We start from the raw sequence: 14,922 nt of genomic DNA, 5'->3' as shown, positions 1-14,922 counted from the left end.
CACTGCCATGGCCGTGGACGAGCACCCGCACCGGAGCCCGGGCATCCATCTGCCGGCCTTCCGCCGCAACCGGACCGCCTCCGCGTCCGCCGCGTCGGCACAGCTCGACACGCACACCGCCGCACAGGCGTACGCCCTCGCATCCCTGCGCATCGTGACCGGTTTCGTCTTCCTGTGGGCGTTCCTGGACAAGGTCTTCGGCCTCGGTTACGCGACCGCGTCCGGCAAGGGCTGGATCGACGGCGGATCGCCGACGAAGGGCTTCCTCAGCTCCGTCGCCGTCGGGCCGATGGAGTCGACGTTCCACTCGTGGGCCGGTCAGACGTGGGCGGACTGGCTGTTCATGCTGGGCCTGCTCGCCATCGGCGTGGCCGTCATGACCGGTGTGGCGCTGCGGCCGGCCGCCGTGGCGGGCACGGCGATGATGGCGCTGATGTGGATGGCCGAGTGGCCACCGGCCAAGCATCTGTCGAACGGAGACCCAAGCATGTCGACGAATCCGTTCGCCGACTACCACCTGATCTACGCCCTCGTCCTGGTCGCCGTGGCGGCAGCGGGCGCGGGCGCCACCTGGGGCCTGGGCCGTCCGTGGGCGCGGCTGCCGATCGTCCGCGACCACACCTGGCTGCGCTGAAGCACCCACAGCGCGACCGCACCAGAGCCCGACCGCCCCACTGCGCGACGGCCCGGCAACACGCGGGCCGTCGCGCCAACCCCCGCCACGGATCTTCGGCTCAGCTGAAGGACTACGGCCTCTGCCTGGCAGAACTCCCTGAACACGACACTGGAAGGTGGAGATCATGTCCCGCACCATCACGGTGGGTCTCGACGGCTCGCCCGAGAGCCGCGCCGCCGCCGAGTGGGCGACCCGCGAGGCGCAACTGCGCGGACTGCCGGTGAAGCTCCTCCAGGTGTGGGAGCCGGTACCGGAACCCATGGCCCTGGCGCAACTGCTGGGCGCCGACACTCACCAGCACTGGACCGAGAGGGTGCTGCGCGAGGCCGCCGAAGAACTCCGGTCGCGTCATCCCGACGTCGAGGTGACCACCGAACACGTCACAGGAAAGCCCGCCGAGGCCCTCGCCCGTGCGGCGCGGGACGCCGAACTGCTCGTCCTCGGCTCGCGCGGCCTGGGCGGGATCCGCGGCTTCCTGGTCGGCTCGGTCGGGCTCGCGGCGGTGGCGTCCACCGAGCGGCCCGTCGTCCTGGTCCGCGCCGACGAGCAGACCACCGGCGAGCAGGCCACCGGCGAGCCCGAGACGGACGAGGCCGGCACGCCGTCCACCGCGGCCGCCGTCCGCCCCGTCGTTCTCGGGCTCGACGTCGCCGGTCCCGACGAGGCGCTGCTCGCGTTCGCCTTCGACGCCGCCGCGCGCCGGAACGTGCCCCTGCGCGTCGTGCACGGCTGGAACCCGCCGCCCTACTACGCCTACGGCATGGGCCTGGAACCCGCGGTCGAGCGGGAGATGGCGAAGGCCGACGCCGCCGCCGTGACCGAGTTGCTGCGCCCCTGGCGGCAGAAGTTCCCCGGTGTGGAGGTCGTCGAGCAGCCCCACTTCGGCAGCCCCTCGCTCCTCCTGATCGAGGCATCCCGCGAGGCCTCATTGGTCGTCGTCGGCCGGCGTATCCGCCGGGCCACCTTCGGCGCCCGCCTCGGCTCCGTGATCCACGCGGTCCTGCACCATGCCGCCGCCCCCGTGGCCGTAGTCGCCCACGACTGACGCTCACCTCGACCGGCGTGGTCACACGCTTCCGGGTGCTTCCGGCACGCGGAGCACGCCCCGGGCGGCAATGGCCGCCCGGAGGCGCGCGGCCGTTTCGGCCGCCTCCTTCGGGGACACGGACAGGACCCCGTTCTCGGTCATCAGGGCGTGGAACTGCTGCTGCTCGTACGGGACGCCGGCCGGCAGGGCGGCGATGTGCCAGTGGAGGTGGGCGTTGCCCCGTTGACTGCCCAGGGAGTAGAGGTACGTCCGCTCGGACCGGCAGACGCTTTCGACGGCCAGGGCGACCTCGCGGACGACCCGCATGAGCCGAAGGTAGGCCGCTTCATCCAGGTCCTGGACGACGTGCTCGATGTGTGCCTTCGGCGCGACGAGCACCTTCCCCGGCACGGTGGGCCACCGGTCGAGAAACGCCACATGGTCCTGGTCCTCGAAGACCGTCTCGTGCCCGTAGTCCGGATCCCCGGCCAGGAACGAGCACACGAAGCACGGCCCGTTTCGCGTGCGGGCCGTGTAGGCCTCAAGGTCCATGGACTGCCGGTCGGTTGACACCTGCACCCCTCTCTGTCGCGATATTCGTTCGCGGTGGATCGCGGTCATGGCTAGCGTCTCGCGCGTGGACTTCACAGATCCCAAGGACGTGGTCCGGCGTGGGTACGACGCTGTGTCCCTGCGCTACGACGAGGTGTACGGCGCCGAGACGAAGTACGACTCACTGCTCGTCGACCTCTGCCGACGGGTGCCGGCCGGTGGGACGGTGCTGGACGTGGGCTGCGGAAGCGGGGTGCCGGTCGCACGCACACTGGCTGCCGCCGGCTGCCGGGTTACCGGAATCGACATCAGCGAGGTGCAGATCCGCCGGGCCCGGGAGCAGGTGCCCCAGGCGGAGTTCATCCGTGCCGATGCCACGGCTGCGTCCTTTGATGCCGCGTCCTTCGATGCCGTCGTCTCCTTCTTCGCCCTGATCCACGTTCCGCTGGCCGAGCAGCCGCCCCTGCTTCGGAATATCGCCGGGTGGCTGCGCCCGGGAGGTTGCTTCGTGGCCACCACGGGACACGACGAGTGGACCGGAACCGAGGAGAACTGGCTCAGGGGTGGTGCTCCGATGTGGTGGAGCCATGCGGATGCCGCCACCAACCGTGAGTGGATCACTCAGGCCGGTCTGGTGATCGAGCAGGAGGAGTTCATCCCGGAGGGCGGTGGGGGACACGCGTTGTTCTGGGCGCACCGCCCCGGCAGTTCAGGGTGGCCGAGGCCGGCTCGGTGAGTGGGTCTGAAGGTGCTCGTGCAGTGCGAGGAGCGATTCGGTGCATCGGTAGCCTGTGTCATCATGACGCGCGCGTGGATTCTGCCGATGTTGTTCGTGCTCTGCGGCTCGGTTCTTGCGACTGAGATGATCTTCCAGGGGCGTTTTGCCGCAGCCGCAGCACTCCTGGTGGTGTTCGTGCTGCTCGCAGGCTTGAACTCGCCTCTGGTCTTCCCACGTTCGATCGGTGCTCTGGAGGCACAGCACCGCAGCGCGGTCGACGGTCGGCCGATCGTCTTCTGGCGGTCGGGCTGTCAGTACTGTCTGCGACTGCGCATCCGGCTGGGCCGTAGCGCGCACCGGATGTATTGGGTCGACATCTGGCGTGACCCGGCTGGAGCGGCAGCGGTGCGAGCGGCCAACGACGGCAATGAGACCGTGCCGACCGTTGTCGTGGCGGGCCGGCCGTACACCAACCCCGATCCTGCATGGGTGCGCGAACAGCTTTCTGCTTCCGCGTGATCAGGCGCGGCAATCTCACGACACGATGGCGACCGGGCACCGGGCCTCGCGCAGCAGGGCCTGTACGGCGTCCGGGCCCATACCGGCGCCGCGTCCCACGACCATCAGTGCGGCGCCCTCGGCGTGGTGGACCAAGGCCTCGGTGGGACTGAGGAGCAGGACGTCCTCGAGTACCGGTACCCCCGGGTCCTTCACCCGCCACGGCCGCAGCGTGTCAGCCAGGAGCTGCACCTCGTGGTCCTCCCAGGTGGCGCGGTCCTCCTCGGGAACGGCGAAGGGCAACTCGGCGGCGCAGGAGGGTAGTTCCCAGGAGTGCACGGCGTGCAGCCGCACATCCCTCACCCGGGCGGCGTCGAATGCGAAGTCGACGGCCTGCTCCATCGGGTGACGGGCGTTCACTCCAAGGGCGACGTGCGAGGGGCGGCGCACCGGGACCGCGAGGGCGGTGAGGTCGTCCGGTACCAGCACCACCGGGCAGGCGGAGGCAGCAACAAGGGCGAGCTGTGCTGGGCCGGCGGTGTCGTCCTCCGCCGTGGACAGGCCCAGCACGAGCATCGCCGCGGTGCTCAGGTCGTCGGGCGGTGAGCCGGACACCACCTCGAGTGGCAGACCGCGCAGCGACGCCTCGCGCGTCGCCCAGTCGACGGCCGTACGACCGCGGCCCGTCCCGTTGGCGCAGGCGATGATGACACGGTTCACGACGAGCCGCCTCTCGGGCACAGGGGCAACTTGGCCTCACGCTTCCTATCGTGCCGCCCCCCTCAGGGCCGGCTTAGGGGCCGAATGGGCCTGGGGGAGTCCTTGCGGCCCATATCCACCGAGTGATCGTGGGAAGACACTGACAGTAACGAGCAGATCGAGCGCCGGAGGTGCGCACCATGCTGTCGCCTGTCATCGTCGGAGTGGACGGATCTGCCGAGAGTCTCGCCGCCGTCGAGTGGGCCGCCCGTGAGGCGGTGCGCCGCGACCGACCGCTGCGACTGGTGCATGCCAGGAACTGGACCCGTAGTCACACGGAGAGCGAATCCGCGAACGCCGCGCAGCGGCATGTGGCGCGTCGCACCTTGCGGCAGGCCGAGGAGCACATCCGTGGCTCGGTACCCGACGTGCGCCTCACCGACGAGCAGGTCGAGGGCCCGGCGACCGCGGCCTTGCTGAAGGCTACCGAGCAGGCCGAACTGCTGGTGCTGGGCTCACGAGGTCTCAGCGGCTTCACGGGAGTCCTCGTCGGCTCGGTCGCCCAAGGGGTGGTTGCCACGGCCCCGCGCCCCGTGGTGCTCGTACGGGCGGGGGAGGAGGCCGAGGACGAGCACTTCCCGGCCGACGACGGCAGCCCGTCCACCCGCACCGGCTTCCGCGACGTGGTGCTCGGCATCGACCTCGCCGATGCCTGCGACGATGTGATCGAGTTCGCGTTCGAGGCGGCCCGCCTGCGGCACGCCCGGCTGCGTGTCGTGTACGCCTGGCAGCCGCCTTCCGCGATCAGCCTCGGCCCTGGGGACATCGGTCTGATCAACGATCCCGCGCAGGCCGAGGAGTGGCGGAACTTCCTGTCCACCCTGCTGAGGGTGTGGCGTGACAAGTACCCCGGCACCGAGGTCCTGGAGACCGTTGTGGAGGGCAAGGCCTCCATCGTGCTGGTGCGGGCCGCTTCCGCGGCGAGCCTCCTCGTCGTCGGCCGCCGCCTGTCCGAGCGGCCGACAGTTCCGCGCATCGGCCCCGTCACCCATGCCGCCGTCCATCACGTCCGTTGCCCGCTGGCCGTCGTACCCCACGAGTGAGAACAGGCAGTAGCCGATCACGATCGGCGTCCTGCCGGCCACTCTGGAAGGCGCCCGCCCGGCCCTTCCCGGCGCGCTTTGGCGTCCCACCGTCACACTGTTACTGTGCGTACCCGTGATAGGAGCCAACAGCGCAGACGCCGCTGAGGAGTTGTACGACCGCATCGAATCCGCCGCAGCGGGGACGCCGTACCGGATGTGCCGTACGGAACGGGGATTCGACCTGACTGTGGACGTCGACGTCCCGCAGTGGCAGGCGCTGCTGACCCGCCGTCGGATCACCCAGGTGCACACCTACCGCGTCGCGCTGCGGCCGGAGAAGAAGGTCTTCACGCTGACGGATGTCGTCCGCACCGTCGAGTACGAGGCGGGCCTGGGCGGGGTGCGGCTGGGAAAGACGGTGTCCGTCGGTCGGAGCGTGTACGTCACCTCGCACCGGACCTTGGACGGCTCCGACCCCGACTCCCAGCAGTACACCTTCTCGTCCGCCGAGGGACACCGGCTGATCCGGGGTGCGGCCGGGAAGCTGGGCTGGCGGGAGGCGCAGCCCGCCAGCGTGAAGATCGCCGCAGGTGCCGCAATCCTCGGCGGACTCGGCGCCATCGCCGCGTTGATCGCCGTCGCCGTCGTCAAGTGGCTCTGACCGGCCGACGGGCCGCCAGGCCCCGCGGGCGACGCCACCGACCAGCCGGATAGCAAGACGCTTTCGACCAGCCGAGTAGCAAATGGCGGCCGCACACCTGCCGCCCCCGGAATCCCGGCTTTCCTCTGCAAGCCGGTCGTACCTCCTCCGGCACTCCGCCCTCGGGGCCCTGCCCTGCACCCTCGACACCCACGACCGGCGCCGTCACGACGTCGACGCGCTCCGTGACCACGGGTGGCCTCCAGAGGCCTTGCCGTCCCCTCGTCGTCTACAGTGCGGTAGACCGTCTACGAGAAAGGGCACCGGAGAACGGAGGAGCATGCGCCGCAAGATCCTGATCGTCGAAGACGACCACGCCCTGCGTGACGTCCTGCGCCGCAGCCTGTCCGACGAGGACTTCGACCCCGTCTGCGCCGCCGACGGCGCCATGGCCCTGCGTCTGGTCTCGGAGGACGTCTCCGCCGCCGTCCTCGACATCGGGCTGCCCGACGCGGACGGCCGGGACGTGTGCCAGGCGATGCGCGCCAACGGGTTCCGTGCCCCGATCGTCTTCCTCACCGCCCGGCACCAGCTCACCGACCGGCTGGCCGGGTTCTCCGCCGGAGGCGACGACTACCTGCCCAAACCGTTCCACCTCGCCGAGCTCGTCGCCCGGCTGCGAGCGGCGCTCAAGCGTGCCGGGCCGCCGCCCGCCGCCACGGCCGGAGAGCTGGTCCTGGACGCGGTCGAGCACAGCGTGACCGTGCACGGCGCCGACGTCGCCATGTCCCCGACCGAGTTCCGCCTGCTGGCCGCCCTGGCCGCCGCGGGCGGAAGCATCGTCCGCCGTCGTGACCTGGTCCGGGCGGCCTGGCCGGCGGGCGCACAGGTCAGCGACAACACCCTGGACCAGTACCTGACCCGGTTGCGGCGCAAGCTGCGGACGGCAGGCAGCGGCCTGACCATCGGAACGGCCCGCGGGATCGGACACCGGCTGTCATGACACGGCTGCTGCACCGTCTGGCTCCGCGCACGCTGCGCGGCCGGCTCTCGCTCGTGGCCCTGACCACCGCCGCGCTCCTGATGACCGTCCTGACCGTGGCCTTCAACGCGGCGACGAGCCGGCACCTGCAGCACCAAGTGGACGACGAGCTGCGGACCCGGGCCGCCGCCGTCGCCACGACCGTCGACACCAGCGGCCCCCGGGTACGCGTCGTGGAAACCGCCAACGACCAACTGCTCGACACGAACGTCTGGATCTACGCCGGAACACGGCTGCTCGAACAGCCGCCCGCGACCACGGCCCACAGCACCCTGACCAGAGCCGCCGTACACCTCGCCGCCGTGGGAAGGCGCGCCTGCGAGACCGTCGCCGCCGAGAACGTCCGGCTGTGCTCCCAGCCCGTACCCGGCCGCCACGCCGCCGCCATGGTGGTCACCGCGCTGAACCTCGCCCCCTACCGGAGTTCGGCCGACACCCTGCTGCTGGCGTCACTGACCCTGGACGCCCTCATGCTGGCGTGCACCTACGCGCTGACACGCCTGGCCGTCGGCAGAGCGCTGCGTCCGGTGCGCACGATGACCGACCAGGCCACCCAGTGGAGCGCCGTCGCCTCCGACGACCGCTTCGGCGTCATGGAACGGCCCGCCGAGCTCGCCCGGCTCGGTGCCTCGCTGGACGCGCTGCTGGACCGCATACGCGCGGTGCTGCGCCACGAGCGACAGCTCACCGCTGAGCTGTCCCACGAACTGCGCACCCCGCTGAGCCGCATCATCATCGAGCTCGACTGGTGGCGGTCCCGGCCACGCTCGGCCGCCGAGACCCGAGCCACCCATGAGGTGATAGACGAGGCTGCGCAGTCCATGCGCACCATCTGCGACACCCTGCTGAACGAGGCCCGCGAAAACGCCGTGCATCCCTCGGAGGTCCCCGGCACCGTGGAGGTCGTGCCCGTTCTGCGCGGCCTGATCCAGCACCTCGCAGCGCCGGCAGGCGTGAGGGCCACCGTCGAGGCGGCTGATCCGGACCTCAAGGCGGGGATCGCGCCCGCCCTGCTGGAGCGGATCGTCAGTCCGCTGCTGGCCAATGCCGCTCGGTACGCGCACGCCGGCGTAACCGTCGTCGTGCGCCGCGGACCCGCGGCCGTACGCATCGACGTCGTCGACGACGGCCCCGGCGTACCCGTGGCCTTCGCGGCCGAGCTCTTCCAGCCCGGACGGCGCGCCGACCGTGCCGACGGACACGACGGCGCGGGACTGGGACTGCCGCTGGCCCGGCGCCTCGCCCGTGCCGTCGGCGGTGAGGTGTCCCACGATCCCGAATACGCGCCCGGGGCGCGGTTCACCGTCAGCGTGCCGGCCGGCTGACCGCTTCCGCCTCGGTCGCCGAGGCGGTGGTCCTGCGCTCGCGCACCTGGGCGTAGGCCATCAGGCCGAACAGGATCGCCAGCAGCACCGCCGACGAACCCGCCGTGCCCAGGTCCAGGCCGCCCTTGGCGACCGGCTTGGTGAGGAAGTCCCCAGCGGTCGCGCCCAGCGGGCGGGTGAGGACGAACGCGATCCAGAACAGAAGCACGTTCGGCACCACGGGCACCTTCATCAGCGCCACCAGGACGGCCAGGGCACCGGTGACGAGCAGCGCGCCACCGGCGTAGCCGAGTCCGGAGCTGTCCGAGAGGAAGTCGCCCATCGAGGTGCCGAGCGTGTTGGAGACGAGGATCGCCGACCAGAACAACGCCTCACCGCGAAAGGTGACGATGTCGCGGATCTGGAACGTCATCCCGGACAGCTTCCAGACGGCGAAGATGACCAGCAGGATCGAGATGAGGATCGCGGCGCCCGCCGGGTATCCGAGCCCGAGACCCTGCGGCCCCCAGCCGAGCGACGTGGCACCGTCCGAAAGGTACTTCGCGCTGGCGTCGCGGTTCATGAAGTCGGACATCGTGGTGCCGGCCATGCTGGTCGACAGGATCACGGTCCAGTAGAAGAACGGGTTGTAGCGGCGTGATCCCAGCTGGACGACCAGGGTTACCACGAAGACCAGGAACAGGGCGATCGTGGTGAGGAAGTAGCCCAGCTTCAGGGTCTGCGCGAAGAGGTCCCCGGCCGTCTCTCCCAGGGTGGTCGCCGCGATCTTCATGATCCAGAACGCGAGGGTGACCTCGGGCAGTTTCTTCATCACCGACTTCGCCGTACCGGCCGCCGGGCGGTGCGTGCCCGCGACGTCGAGGTCGGTGAGGACTTCGGGTCGCTCCATGGTCCCACGCTCCTGTCGGTCCAACAGAGGGGCGCCCGTGCCGCAGGGACGAGCGCCTTGTCAGGGTGAGCCGACCGCGAGGAAACGACCGGCGCCCCCACAATGGCAGGAACATCCTGAAAACAACCTGAACACCCCGCTATGTCGCTTTCAGGCGGTCATCTGTCGCTCATTCCGCTCCGGCTCGATCACGTCCCCGCGCGTCGCCGACAGGTGGACCACCAGACCGAGGATGACCAACAGGAAGAGCGCACTGGTCACGACGGTGCCGAGTCCGAGACCGCCGTCCGCGCTCGGCTGGGAGAGGTAGTCGCCGATCGAGGCACCCAGCGGACGGGTCAGGATGTAAGCGATCCAGAAACTCCACACGGCGTTCAGGCCGAGCGCGAAGTGGGCCACGGCGACCGCGGCGATCGCGAGGGCGAACAGCGTGGCGGAGAGCCAGTAGCCGAGGTCCATCCGCTCCGAGACGAGGTCGCCGGCGGAGGTGCCGAGGGCGAAGGTGAAGAGCACGGCCAGCCAGTAGAAGGACTCACGGCTCAGGGTGTCGACGTGGTGGATGGACAGGGTCCGCTCACGTCGGTACCAGACGGCGAACACGACCGCGAGCGCGACGGCGAACACCGCGGTGCTCGTCTCGAGCGGCACTCCCATGTTGTCGGTGAGGTTGTCGCTTATCAGCGTGCCGACGACGCTGATCAGGGCCACGGCGAGCCAGTACACGCCCGCGCGGTAGGCGCGGGTGCGGAACTGCACCACCAGCACCACGGCCAGCAGGGCGCTCATCAGAACCGACACACCGGTCAGACCGAGGCCGGCCTTCTCGTTCAGCAGGTCCGCCGCGGTCTCGCCGACCGTCGTGCACAGCACCTTGATGATCCAGAAGTAGACGGTGACTTCGGGCACCTTGTTCCAGCGCATCCGGTGGCCGAGGCCGACCGCCGGTGCCGCAGTGGTTTCGGAGGCTTCGTAGGGCATGAGGCCAGACCGTGCCACCGAGTCCCTGAACGCTTCCTTTACGGGCCGTGCCGGGGCTTTCGGCCGTGGCCTTGTTCACAACCGGGGCGCGAGTGCCGAGGCGGTCGCGGTTGCCGAGGCCTCACCGCCGGCCAGGCACGGACTCGCTATTGAGCGTCCTCGTCGCCGGACCCCAACGATCCTGCCGTGTGGCCGAATCGGCGCAGGCAGCGGACCGCGAGGTCGGCGGGCGAGCCGGGTCCCTCGATTCCGGCCTCCGTGCCCGCCCATGTCTCCAGGGCGATCCGGATCGCGTCGGTGGCGGCGGCCGCGGTGAGCCGTACGTCCAAGTCCTCGGCATGCCCGCCCGAGAGCCGGGCGATCACCGGGACGAGCCGCTCCTCGGATTCCTGGTTGACCCGGTACCAGACCGCCCGCAGCGCGGGGTCCTCGGCCGCGGCCCGCAGGAGCCCGCGCGTGCGCAGCATCGACCGGGCGGCCTCCTCGTCCGGCGGGAGCAGCACCTGCTCGACGGCGGACTTCAGCGCCCGGGGGAGTGGCGTCCCCGGCTCCGTGGCCTCCAGGAGCGCCCGCCAGCGGTCGCCGCCGATCGCGAGCAGCGGGGTCACGGCGTCCTCCTTGGAGCGGAAATACCGGTAGAAGGTCCGCAGCGCGATCCCCGCGCGCCGAGCGATCTCCTCGGCAGTGGTGCCCTGCGGGCCTCGCGTGGCGAACAGCTCCATCGCCGCGTGCGCGATCTCGAGCTGCGTGGCGGCCTTGCGGCGCTCGGTCAAGGAGGGGGAGGCATGAGTGCTCACCGCACAAGGATACGGCCCACGGCATGTTTTTGGCATGTATTGACGTGGTGGCAAAACGTGCCACCCAGGCGTAACGTGTAGGTCGATCGAGGACGCCGAAGGCGAGAGAGAGCCGGCGTCACAGGGCCCTGGACGGACACCCGCGGGGCCGGTTTGGAGAACAGATGAACCGCTACGAAGGCCGTCGAGTCCTGATCACCGGTGGTGGCTCGGGCATCGGCCAGGCCACGGTGCTGCGCATCCTCGCGGAGGGCGGCTCCGTCGTGGCCGCGGACGTCAGCGAGCGGGGTCTGAAGGACACCGCCGAGAAGGCCGGCGCCCACGCGGACCGCCTCACGACGCTCGTCATCGACATATCCGACGAGGCCTCGGTGCGCGCCGGGGTCGCCGCCGCCGTCACCGCGCTCGGCGGTCTGGACGTGCTGGTCAACGCGGCCGGGATCCTGCGCTCCTCGCACACCCACGAGACGAGCCTCGAGGACTTCACCCGCATCCTCCAGGTCAACCTCGTCGGCACCTTCCTCATGATCCGCGAGTCCATCCCGGCGCTGCTGGAGGGCCGGGGTGCGGCGGTCGTCAACTTCAGTTCGACCTCCGCGATGTTCGCGCACCCCTACATGGCCGCGTATGCGGCGAGCAAGGGCGGCATCCAGTCCATGACGCACGCGCTGGCCAGCGAGTACGCGAAGCAGGGCATCCGCTTCACCGCCGTCCAGCCCGGTTCCATCTCCTCCGGCATGACCGACGGCAGCGGCGCCAGCAAGCAGAGCGCGGGACCGGGGCTGCCCGAGGATGCCGACATGAGCCTGTTCATGAAGCTTTCCCCTGCGCTCGGTCAAGGTTTCGCCGGTCCGGAGACGGTGGCGTCCGTGGTCGCGATGCTCGGTTCCGACGACGGCAGCTTCATCACCGGCGCCGAGGTCCGCATCGACGGCGGCACCCACTTCTGAGACAGGCCCGGCGGCGGCTCGGGCCGCGACTGAGGACGTACGGTCGCGGCACCCGAGGACGGCGCCGTCCGCCGCCGATCTCACGGAGGCCGCGGCGCCTTCCGCCGCGGCCCCTTTCACCGCCGCCCACACCGCATGGATGACAACGACGAAGGAGCGCACCATGAACGACCTGACCGGCAAGAGCGTGATCATCACCGGCGGAGCCCGCGGCCTCGGGGCCGAGGCGGCCCGTCAGGCGATCGCGGCCGGAGCCAATGTGGTGATCACCGATGTGCTGGACGACGAAGGCAAGGCGACCGCCGCGGAACTCGGCGCCAACGCCCGCTTCCTGCACCACGACGTCACCTCTGAGGAGGACTGGCAGCGGGTCGCCGACTTCACGGCCGCCGAGTTCGGCGGGATACACGGCCTCGTCAACAACGCCGGAATCTCGACCGGCCAGCTTCTCGAGGCCGAGTCCGTGGAGCACTTCCGCAAGGTGCTCGACATCAACCTCACCGGTGTCTTCATCGGCATGAAGACCGTGATCCCCGCGATGAAGGAGAGCGGTAGCGGCTCGATCGTCAACATCTCCTCCGCCGCGGGTCTGATGGGCCTCGCGCTGACAGCCGGTTACGGCGCCTCCAAGTGGGGCGTGCGGGGACTGACGAAGATCGGCGCGGTGGAACTCGGCACGGCCCGAATCCGGGTGAACTCGGTGCACCCCGGCATGACCTACACCCCGATGACCGCATCCGTCGGCATCGAGCTGGGTGAGGGCAAGTACCCGAACACGCCCATGGGCCGGGTCGGCGAGCCGTCCGAGATCGCGGGCGCCGTGGTGTTCCTCCTCTCGGACGCCGCGTCCTACGTCACGGGCGCGGAGCTGGCGGTGGACGGCGGCTGGACCACCGGACCGACCGTCAAGTACGTCATGGGGCAGTGAGGACCACTGCCGGCTGGACGTACCACTCCATGGTGCGGCCGCCGCCCGTAGCGCGGGAGCTCCGTCACCCCGGTTCGACGGGCAGCCACAGTTCGCAGGTCGCCATGCTGAAATCGTCCGCGCGCTCCAGGACCGTGACGATCGAGGGACCTGGCCGCAGACGCCACGGGTTGGACGGAAACCAGTCGGTCGCGGTCGCGGCCCAGGTCGTCTGGAGCGTCTGCGGATAGGGTCCGGAGCTGCGGAAGACCGCCCACATGCCGGCCGGTACCTCGATGGCGTCGAGATCGTCGGGGGCCGGCGTGTCCCGGGAGACGGCGACCCCGTGCAGGTAGGTCAGTTCGCTGCCCTCCGCGCTGTCGGGGGCGAGGTCGTCGCAGACTTGGAGCAGGCCCCCCGGTTCGGTCTCGCTGAGGGCCTTCAGCCGGAGATGCTCCTGCGGCGGCAGTGCGGTGATGTGCTGCTGGATGTGCGGGTTGACGCCCTGGTGGATGAGCGGAACGCGGGCGGCGTGTCCGACCAGCCGGAACGCGGGGTGGTCGACGAGTCGGGTGTCCATGGGGATGGTCCCTTCGACGGTCAGGCGGAACCTGAGTTGCGGTTGAGTGCGCAGGGGGCCTCCTTCGCGGCGCACGTCACGGGGGGCGGCGCCGTGGACCGCCCGGAACGCACGTCCGAACGCCTCGGTCGAGCCGTATCCGTGCCGGACGGCGATGCTCAGCAGATCGTCCTCGCCCCGGACGACGTCGGCGGCGGCGACGGTCATACGGCGCCGGCGCACGTACTCCGACAGCGGCATGCCGGCCAACGACGAGAACATCCGGCGCAGGTGGTACTCGGTCGTGCCGAGTGTCCTGGCCAGCCCGTCCACGTCGAGCTCCTCGGCGAGGTGCTCCTCCACAAGATCGACAAGCTGGTTCAGTGCCGAGATCACGAGGCCTCCTTTCGACGTCAACCCTGGCAGAGGCACTCCGGCCGCACCCGACCGCTGCGATCCGATCCGATCAGGCGCCCGGACGGGAGCGGAGCTGACGCACGCTCATGCCGCCGGGCGAGCGCGGCCGTCCCGGGCACGTCACAGTTTCGGGTCCTCGGACGTCACATGGGTGGGCTCCGGCCCGTCGGACAACCGAGGCACCTGTGGGGAGAGTGTGACCCGATGCACGAACACGATTGGCTGGCCGCGCGATTCGAGACCGACCGCCCCCGCCTGCGCGCGGTGGCGTACCGGATGCTCGGCTCGTCGGCCGAGGCGGACGACGCCGTCCAGGAGACCTGGCTCCGGGCCAGCCGTTCGGACGCCGCCACGGTGGAGAACATGAGCGGCTGGCTGACCACGATCGTGGCCCGCGTGTCGCTGAACATGCTCCAGTCCCGCAAGTCGCGCCGCGAGGAACTGGTGGACGCCCCCGACACCGGCGGCTCGCCGCGCCTGGACACGCCGGTCGACCCGGAACGGGAGGCGCTGCTCGCCGAGTCGGTCGGCACCGCCATGCTCCTCATCCTCGACACGCTCACGCCCGCCGAGCGGCTGGCGTTCGTGCTGCACGACATGTTCGCGGTGCCCTTCGAGGAGATCGCGCCGATCGTGGACCGTACTCCGGCCGCTGCCCGCCAACTGGCCAGCCGGGCCCGCCGCCGCTTCCAGCGGCAGGGCGTCGACCCGGACGCAACGGGCGCGGGCCCGAAGGCCGAGCCGGCACAGAACGGGAGCGCCGACACCCACCAGGCCGGCAAGGCCGATCTCATCCGCGCTTTCCTCACCGCTTCCCGCGAGGGCGACTTCGAGGCGCTGCTGGCCATGCTCGCCCCGGACATCGCGCTCCGCTCCGACCGGGCGGTCGTGCGGATGGGCGCGGCCACAGGGAGGCACGCGGCAGCGGAGATCCGCGGATCCGACGCCGTCGCCCGCGCCTTCGCCAAGCTCTCCTGGGACCCGGTGCCCGCCCTCGTCGACGGCTCCGCCGCACTGGCCTACGCCCCGGACGGCGTGCCGCGAGCCGTGTACTGCTTCGGCGTCGCCGACGGCCTGATCACCGGCATCGACGTGCGGGCCGACCTCACCGGCCTCGACATCGTCTTGTGCTGAACCGCCGCGGCACGTCTCCCGGCCGCGGG

17 protein-coding genes are annotated in these 14,922 nt (G+C 70.6%); 11 read left to right on the top strand and 6 right to left on the bottom strand.

The window, feature by feature from the left end; translation table 11 throughout:
• Positions 1–7 precede the first annotated feature (7 nt).
• Both ACIQFZ_RS09945 and ACIQFZ_RS09940 read left to right on the top strand, forming a co-directional pair.
• On the top strand, positions 8–634 hold the full coding sequence (locus tag ACIQFZ_RS09945) for a hypothetical protein (RefSeq protein WP_402691000.1): 627 nt from the start codon (positions 8–10) through the stop codon (positions 632–634).
• Positions 635–800: 166 nt separating this feature from the next.
• Positions 801–1,721, top strand: coding sequence for a universal stress protein (locus ACIQFZ_RS09940; RefSeq protein ID WP_383058457.1), 921 nt, complete (start codon positions 801–803; stop codon positions 1,719–1,721).
• Positions 1,722–1,742: 21 nt separating this feature from the next.
• Here ACIQFZ_RS09940 and ACIQFZ_RS09935 read toward each other — a convergent pair whose 3' ends face one another.
• Positions 1,743–2,276, bottom strand: a complete 534-nt coding sequence (locus tag ACIQFZ_RS09935) for an HIT family protein (RefSeq protein WP_383058458.1) — start codon at positions 2,274–2,276, stop codon at positions 1,743–1,745.
• A gap of 64 nt (positions 2,277–2,340) precedes the next feature.
• On the opposite strand from ACIQFZ_RS09935, the gene ACIQFZ_RS09930 reads away from it, so the two are divergent.
• Both ACIQFZ_RS09930 and ACIQFZ_RS09925 read left to right on the top strand, forming a co-directional pair.
• Positions 2,341–2,991, top strand: coding sequence for a class I SAM-dependent methyltransferase (locus ACIQFZ_RS09930; RefSeq protein WP_383058459.1), 651 nt, complete (start codon positions 2,341–2,343; stop codon positions 2,989–2,991).
• A gap of 63 nt (positions 2,992–3,054) precedes the next feature.
• Positions 3,055–3,492: a glutaredoxin domain-containing protein gene (locus tag ACIQFZ_RS09925; protein ID WP_383058460.1), complete on the top strand. Its 438-nt coding sequence runs from the start codon at positions 3,055–3,057 to the stop codon at positions 3,490–3,492.
• Between the two features lie 15 nt (positions 3,493–3,507).
• Here ACIQFZ_RS09925 and ACIQFZ_RS09920 read toward each other — a convergent pair whose 3' ends face one another.
• On the bottom strand, positions 3,508–4,191 hold the full coding sequence (locus ACIQFZ_RS09920; protein WP_383058461.1) for a universal stress protein: 684 nt from the start codon (positions 4,189–4,191) through the stop codon (positions 3,508–3,510).
• Positions 4,192–4,370: 179 nt separating this feature from the next.
• Between ACIQFZ_RS09920 and ACIQFZ_RS09915 the strand changes: the two genes are divergently transcribed.
• The 4 genes from ACIQFZ_RS09915 to ACIQFZ_RS09900 all read left to right on the top strand — a co-directional run bounded on the left by ACIQFZ_RS09915 (position 4,371) and on the right by ACIQFZ_RS09900 (position 8,262).
• Positions 4,371–5,273, top strand: coding sequence for a universal stress protein (locus ACIQFZ_RS09915; RefSeq protein WP_383058462.1), 903 nt, complete (start codon positions 4,371–4,373; stop codon positions 5,271–5,273).
• Between the two features lie 115 nt (positions 5,274–5,388).
• Positions 5,389–5,916 (top strand): hypothetical protein, encoded by a 528-nt coding sequence (locus tag ACIQFZ_RS09910; RefSeq protein WP_402690999.1) that lies wholly within the window; start codon positions 5,389–5,391, stop codon positions 5,914–5,916.
• 319 nt (positions 5,917–6,235) lie between these two features.
• Positions 6,236–6,898 carry a response regulator transcription factor gene (locus ACIQFZ_RS09905; protein WP_365424818.1) on the top strand — a complete coding sequence of 221 codons (663 nt, stop codon included), beginning with the start codon at positions 6,236–6,238 and terminating at the stop codon, positions 6,896–6,898.
• Positions 6,895–8,262, top strand: a complete 1,368-nt coding sequence (locus ACIQFZ_RS09900; protein WP_365424820.1) for a HAMP domain-containing sensor histidine kinase — start codon at positions 6,895–6,897, stop codon at positions 8,260–8,262. Before ACIQFZ_RS09905 ends, ACIQFZ_RS09900 begins: the two co-directional genes overlap by 4 nt.
• On the opposite strand, the gene ACIQFZ_RS09895 is transcribed toward ACIQFZ_RS09900, so the two are convergent.
• The 3 genes from ACIQFZ_RS09895 to ACIQFZ_RS09885 all read right to left on the bottom strand — a co-directional run bounded on the left by ACIQFZ_RS09895 (position 8,243) and on the right by ACIQFZ_RS09885 (position 10,962).
• A complete protein-coding gene (locus ACIQFZ_RS09895; RefSeq protein WP_365774905.1) occupies positions 8,243–9,151 on the bottom strand; it encodes a hypothetical protein in 909 nt (302 codons plus the stop codon). The genes ACIQFZ_RS09900 and ACIQFZ_RS09895 overlap by 20 nt on opposite strands.
• 150 nt (positions 9,152–9,301) lie before the next feature.
• A complete protein-coding gene (locus ACIQFZ_RS09890; protein WP_402690998.1) occupies positions 9,302–10,129 on the bottom strand; it encodes a hypothetical protein in 828 nt (275 codons plus the stop codon).
• Between the two features lie 146 nt (positions 10,130–10,275).
• Complete coding sequence (locus ACIQFZ_RS09885; protein WP_402690997.1) at positions 10,276–10,962, bottom strand: TetR family transcriptional regulator; 687 nt, start codon at positions 10,960–10,962, stop codon at positions 10,276–10,278.
• 128 nt (positions 10,963–11,090) lie between these two features.
• Between ACIQFZ_RS09885 and ACIQFZ_RS09880 the strand changes: the two genes are divergently transcribed.
• Together ACIQFZ_RS09880 and ACIQFZ_RS09875 are read left to right on the top strand one after the other, a co-directional pair.
• A complete protein-coding gene (locus tag ACIQFZ_RS09880; RefSeq protein ID WP_402690996.1) occupies positions 11,091–11,876 on the top strand; it encodes an SDR family NAD(P)-dependent oxidoreductase in 786 nt (261 codons plus the stop codon).
• A gap of 163 nt (positions 11,877–12,039) precedes the next feature.
• Positions 12,040–12,804: a glucose 1-dehydrogenase gene (locus ACIQFZ_RS09875; protein ID WP_383058468.1), complete on the top strand. Its 765-nt coding sequence runs from the start codon at positions 12,040–12,042 to the stop codon at positions 12,802–12,804.
• A gap of 64 nt (positions 12,805–12,868) precedes the next feature.
• On the opposite strand, the gene ACIQFZ_RS09870 is transcribed toward ACIQFZ_RS09875, so the two are convergent.
• Entirely contained in the window at positions 12,869–13,738 is an 870-nt protein-coding gene (locus ACIQFZ_RS09870) for a GyrI-like domain-containing protein (RefSeq protein ID WP_402690995.1), read from the bottom strand.
• A 225-nt stretch (positions 13,739–13,963) separates the two neighbouring features.
• Between ACIQFZ_RS09870 and ACIQFZ_RS09865 the strand changes: the two genes are divergently transcribed.
• On the top strand, positions 13,964–14,893 hold the full coding sequence (locus ACIQFZ_RS09865) for a sigma-70 family RNA polymerase sigma factor (protein ID WP_402690994.1): 930 nt from the start codon (positions 13,964–13,966) through the stop codon (positions 14,891–14,893).
• Positions 14,894–14,922: the final 29 nt, after the last annotated feature.

It is taken from the genome of Streptomyces sp. NPDC093064 (assembly GCF_044754605.1).
Lineage (GTDB): Bacteria > Actinomycetota > Actinomycetes > Streptomycetales > Streptomycetaceae > Streptomyces.
Note: the sequence above shows the minus strand (reverse complement) of the source record. Positions and strands in the feature narration are given on the sequence as shown.

Coding starts and splice junctions, on each gene's coding strand:
- ACIQFZ_RS09900 (WP_365424820.1), top strand. CDS start 6,895: ATGACACGGCTGCTGCACCGTCTGGCTCCGCGCACGCTGCGCGGCCGG.
- ACIQFZ_RS09925 (WP_383058460.1), top strand. CDS start 3,055: ATGACGCGCGCGTGGATTCTGCCGATGTTGTTCGTGCTCTGCGGCTCG.
- ACIQFZ_RS09945 (WP_402691000.1), top strand. CDS start 8: ATGGCCGTGGACGAGCACCCGCACCGGAGCCCGGGCATCCATCTGCCG.
- ACIQFZ_RS09905 (WP_365424818.1), top strand. CDS start 6,236: ATGCGCCGCAAGATCCTGATCGTCGAAGACGACCACGCCCTGCGTGAC.
- ACIQFZ_RS09940 (WP_383058457.1), top strand. CDS start 801: ATGTCCCGCACCATCACGGTGGGTCTCGACGGCTCGCCCGAGAGCCGC.
- ACIQFZ_RS09885 (WP_402690997.1), bottom strand. CDS start 10,962: ATGCCAAAAACATGCCGTGGGCCGTATCCTTGTGCGGTGAGCACTCAT.
- ACIQFZ_RS09875 (WP_383058468.1), top strand. CDS start 12,040: ATGAACGACCTGACCGGCAAGAGCGTGATCATCACCGGCGGAGCCCGC.
- ACIQFZ_RS09890 (WP_402690998.1), bottom strand. CDS start 10,129: ATGCCCTACGAAGCCTCCGAAACCACTGCGGCACCGGCGGTCGGCCTC.
- ACIQFZ_RS09880 (WP_402690996.1), top strand. CDS start 11,091: ATGAACCGCTACGAAGGCCGTCGAGTCCTGATCACCGGTGGTGGCTCG.
- ACIQFZ_RS09915 (WP_383058462.1), top strand. CDS start 4,371: ATGCTGTCGCCTGTCATCGTCGGAGTGGACGGATCTGCCGAGAGTCTC.
- ACIQFZ_RS09865 (WP_402690994.1), top strand. CDS start 13,964: ATGCACGAACACGATTGGCTGGCCGCGCGATTCGAGACCGACCGCCCC.
- ACIQFZ_RS09895 (WP_365774905.1), bottom strand. CDS start 9,151: ATGGAGCGACCCGAAGTCCTCACCGACCTCGACGTCGCGGGCACGCAC.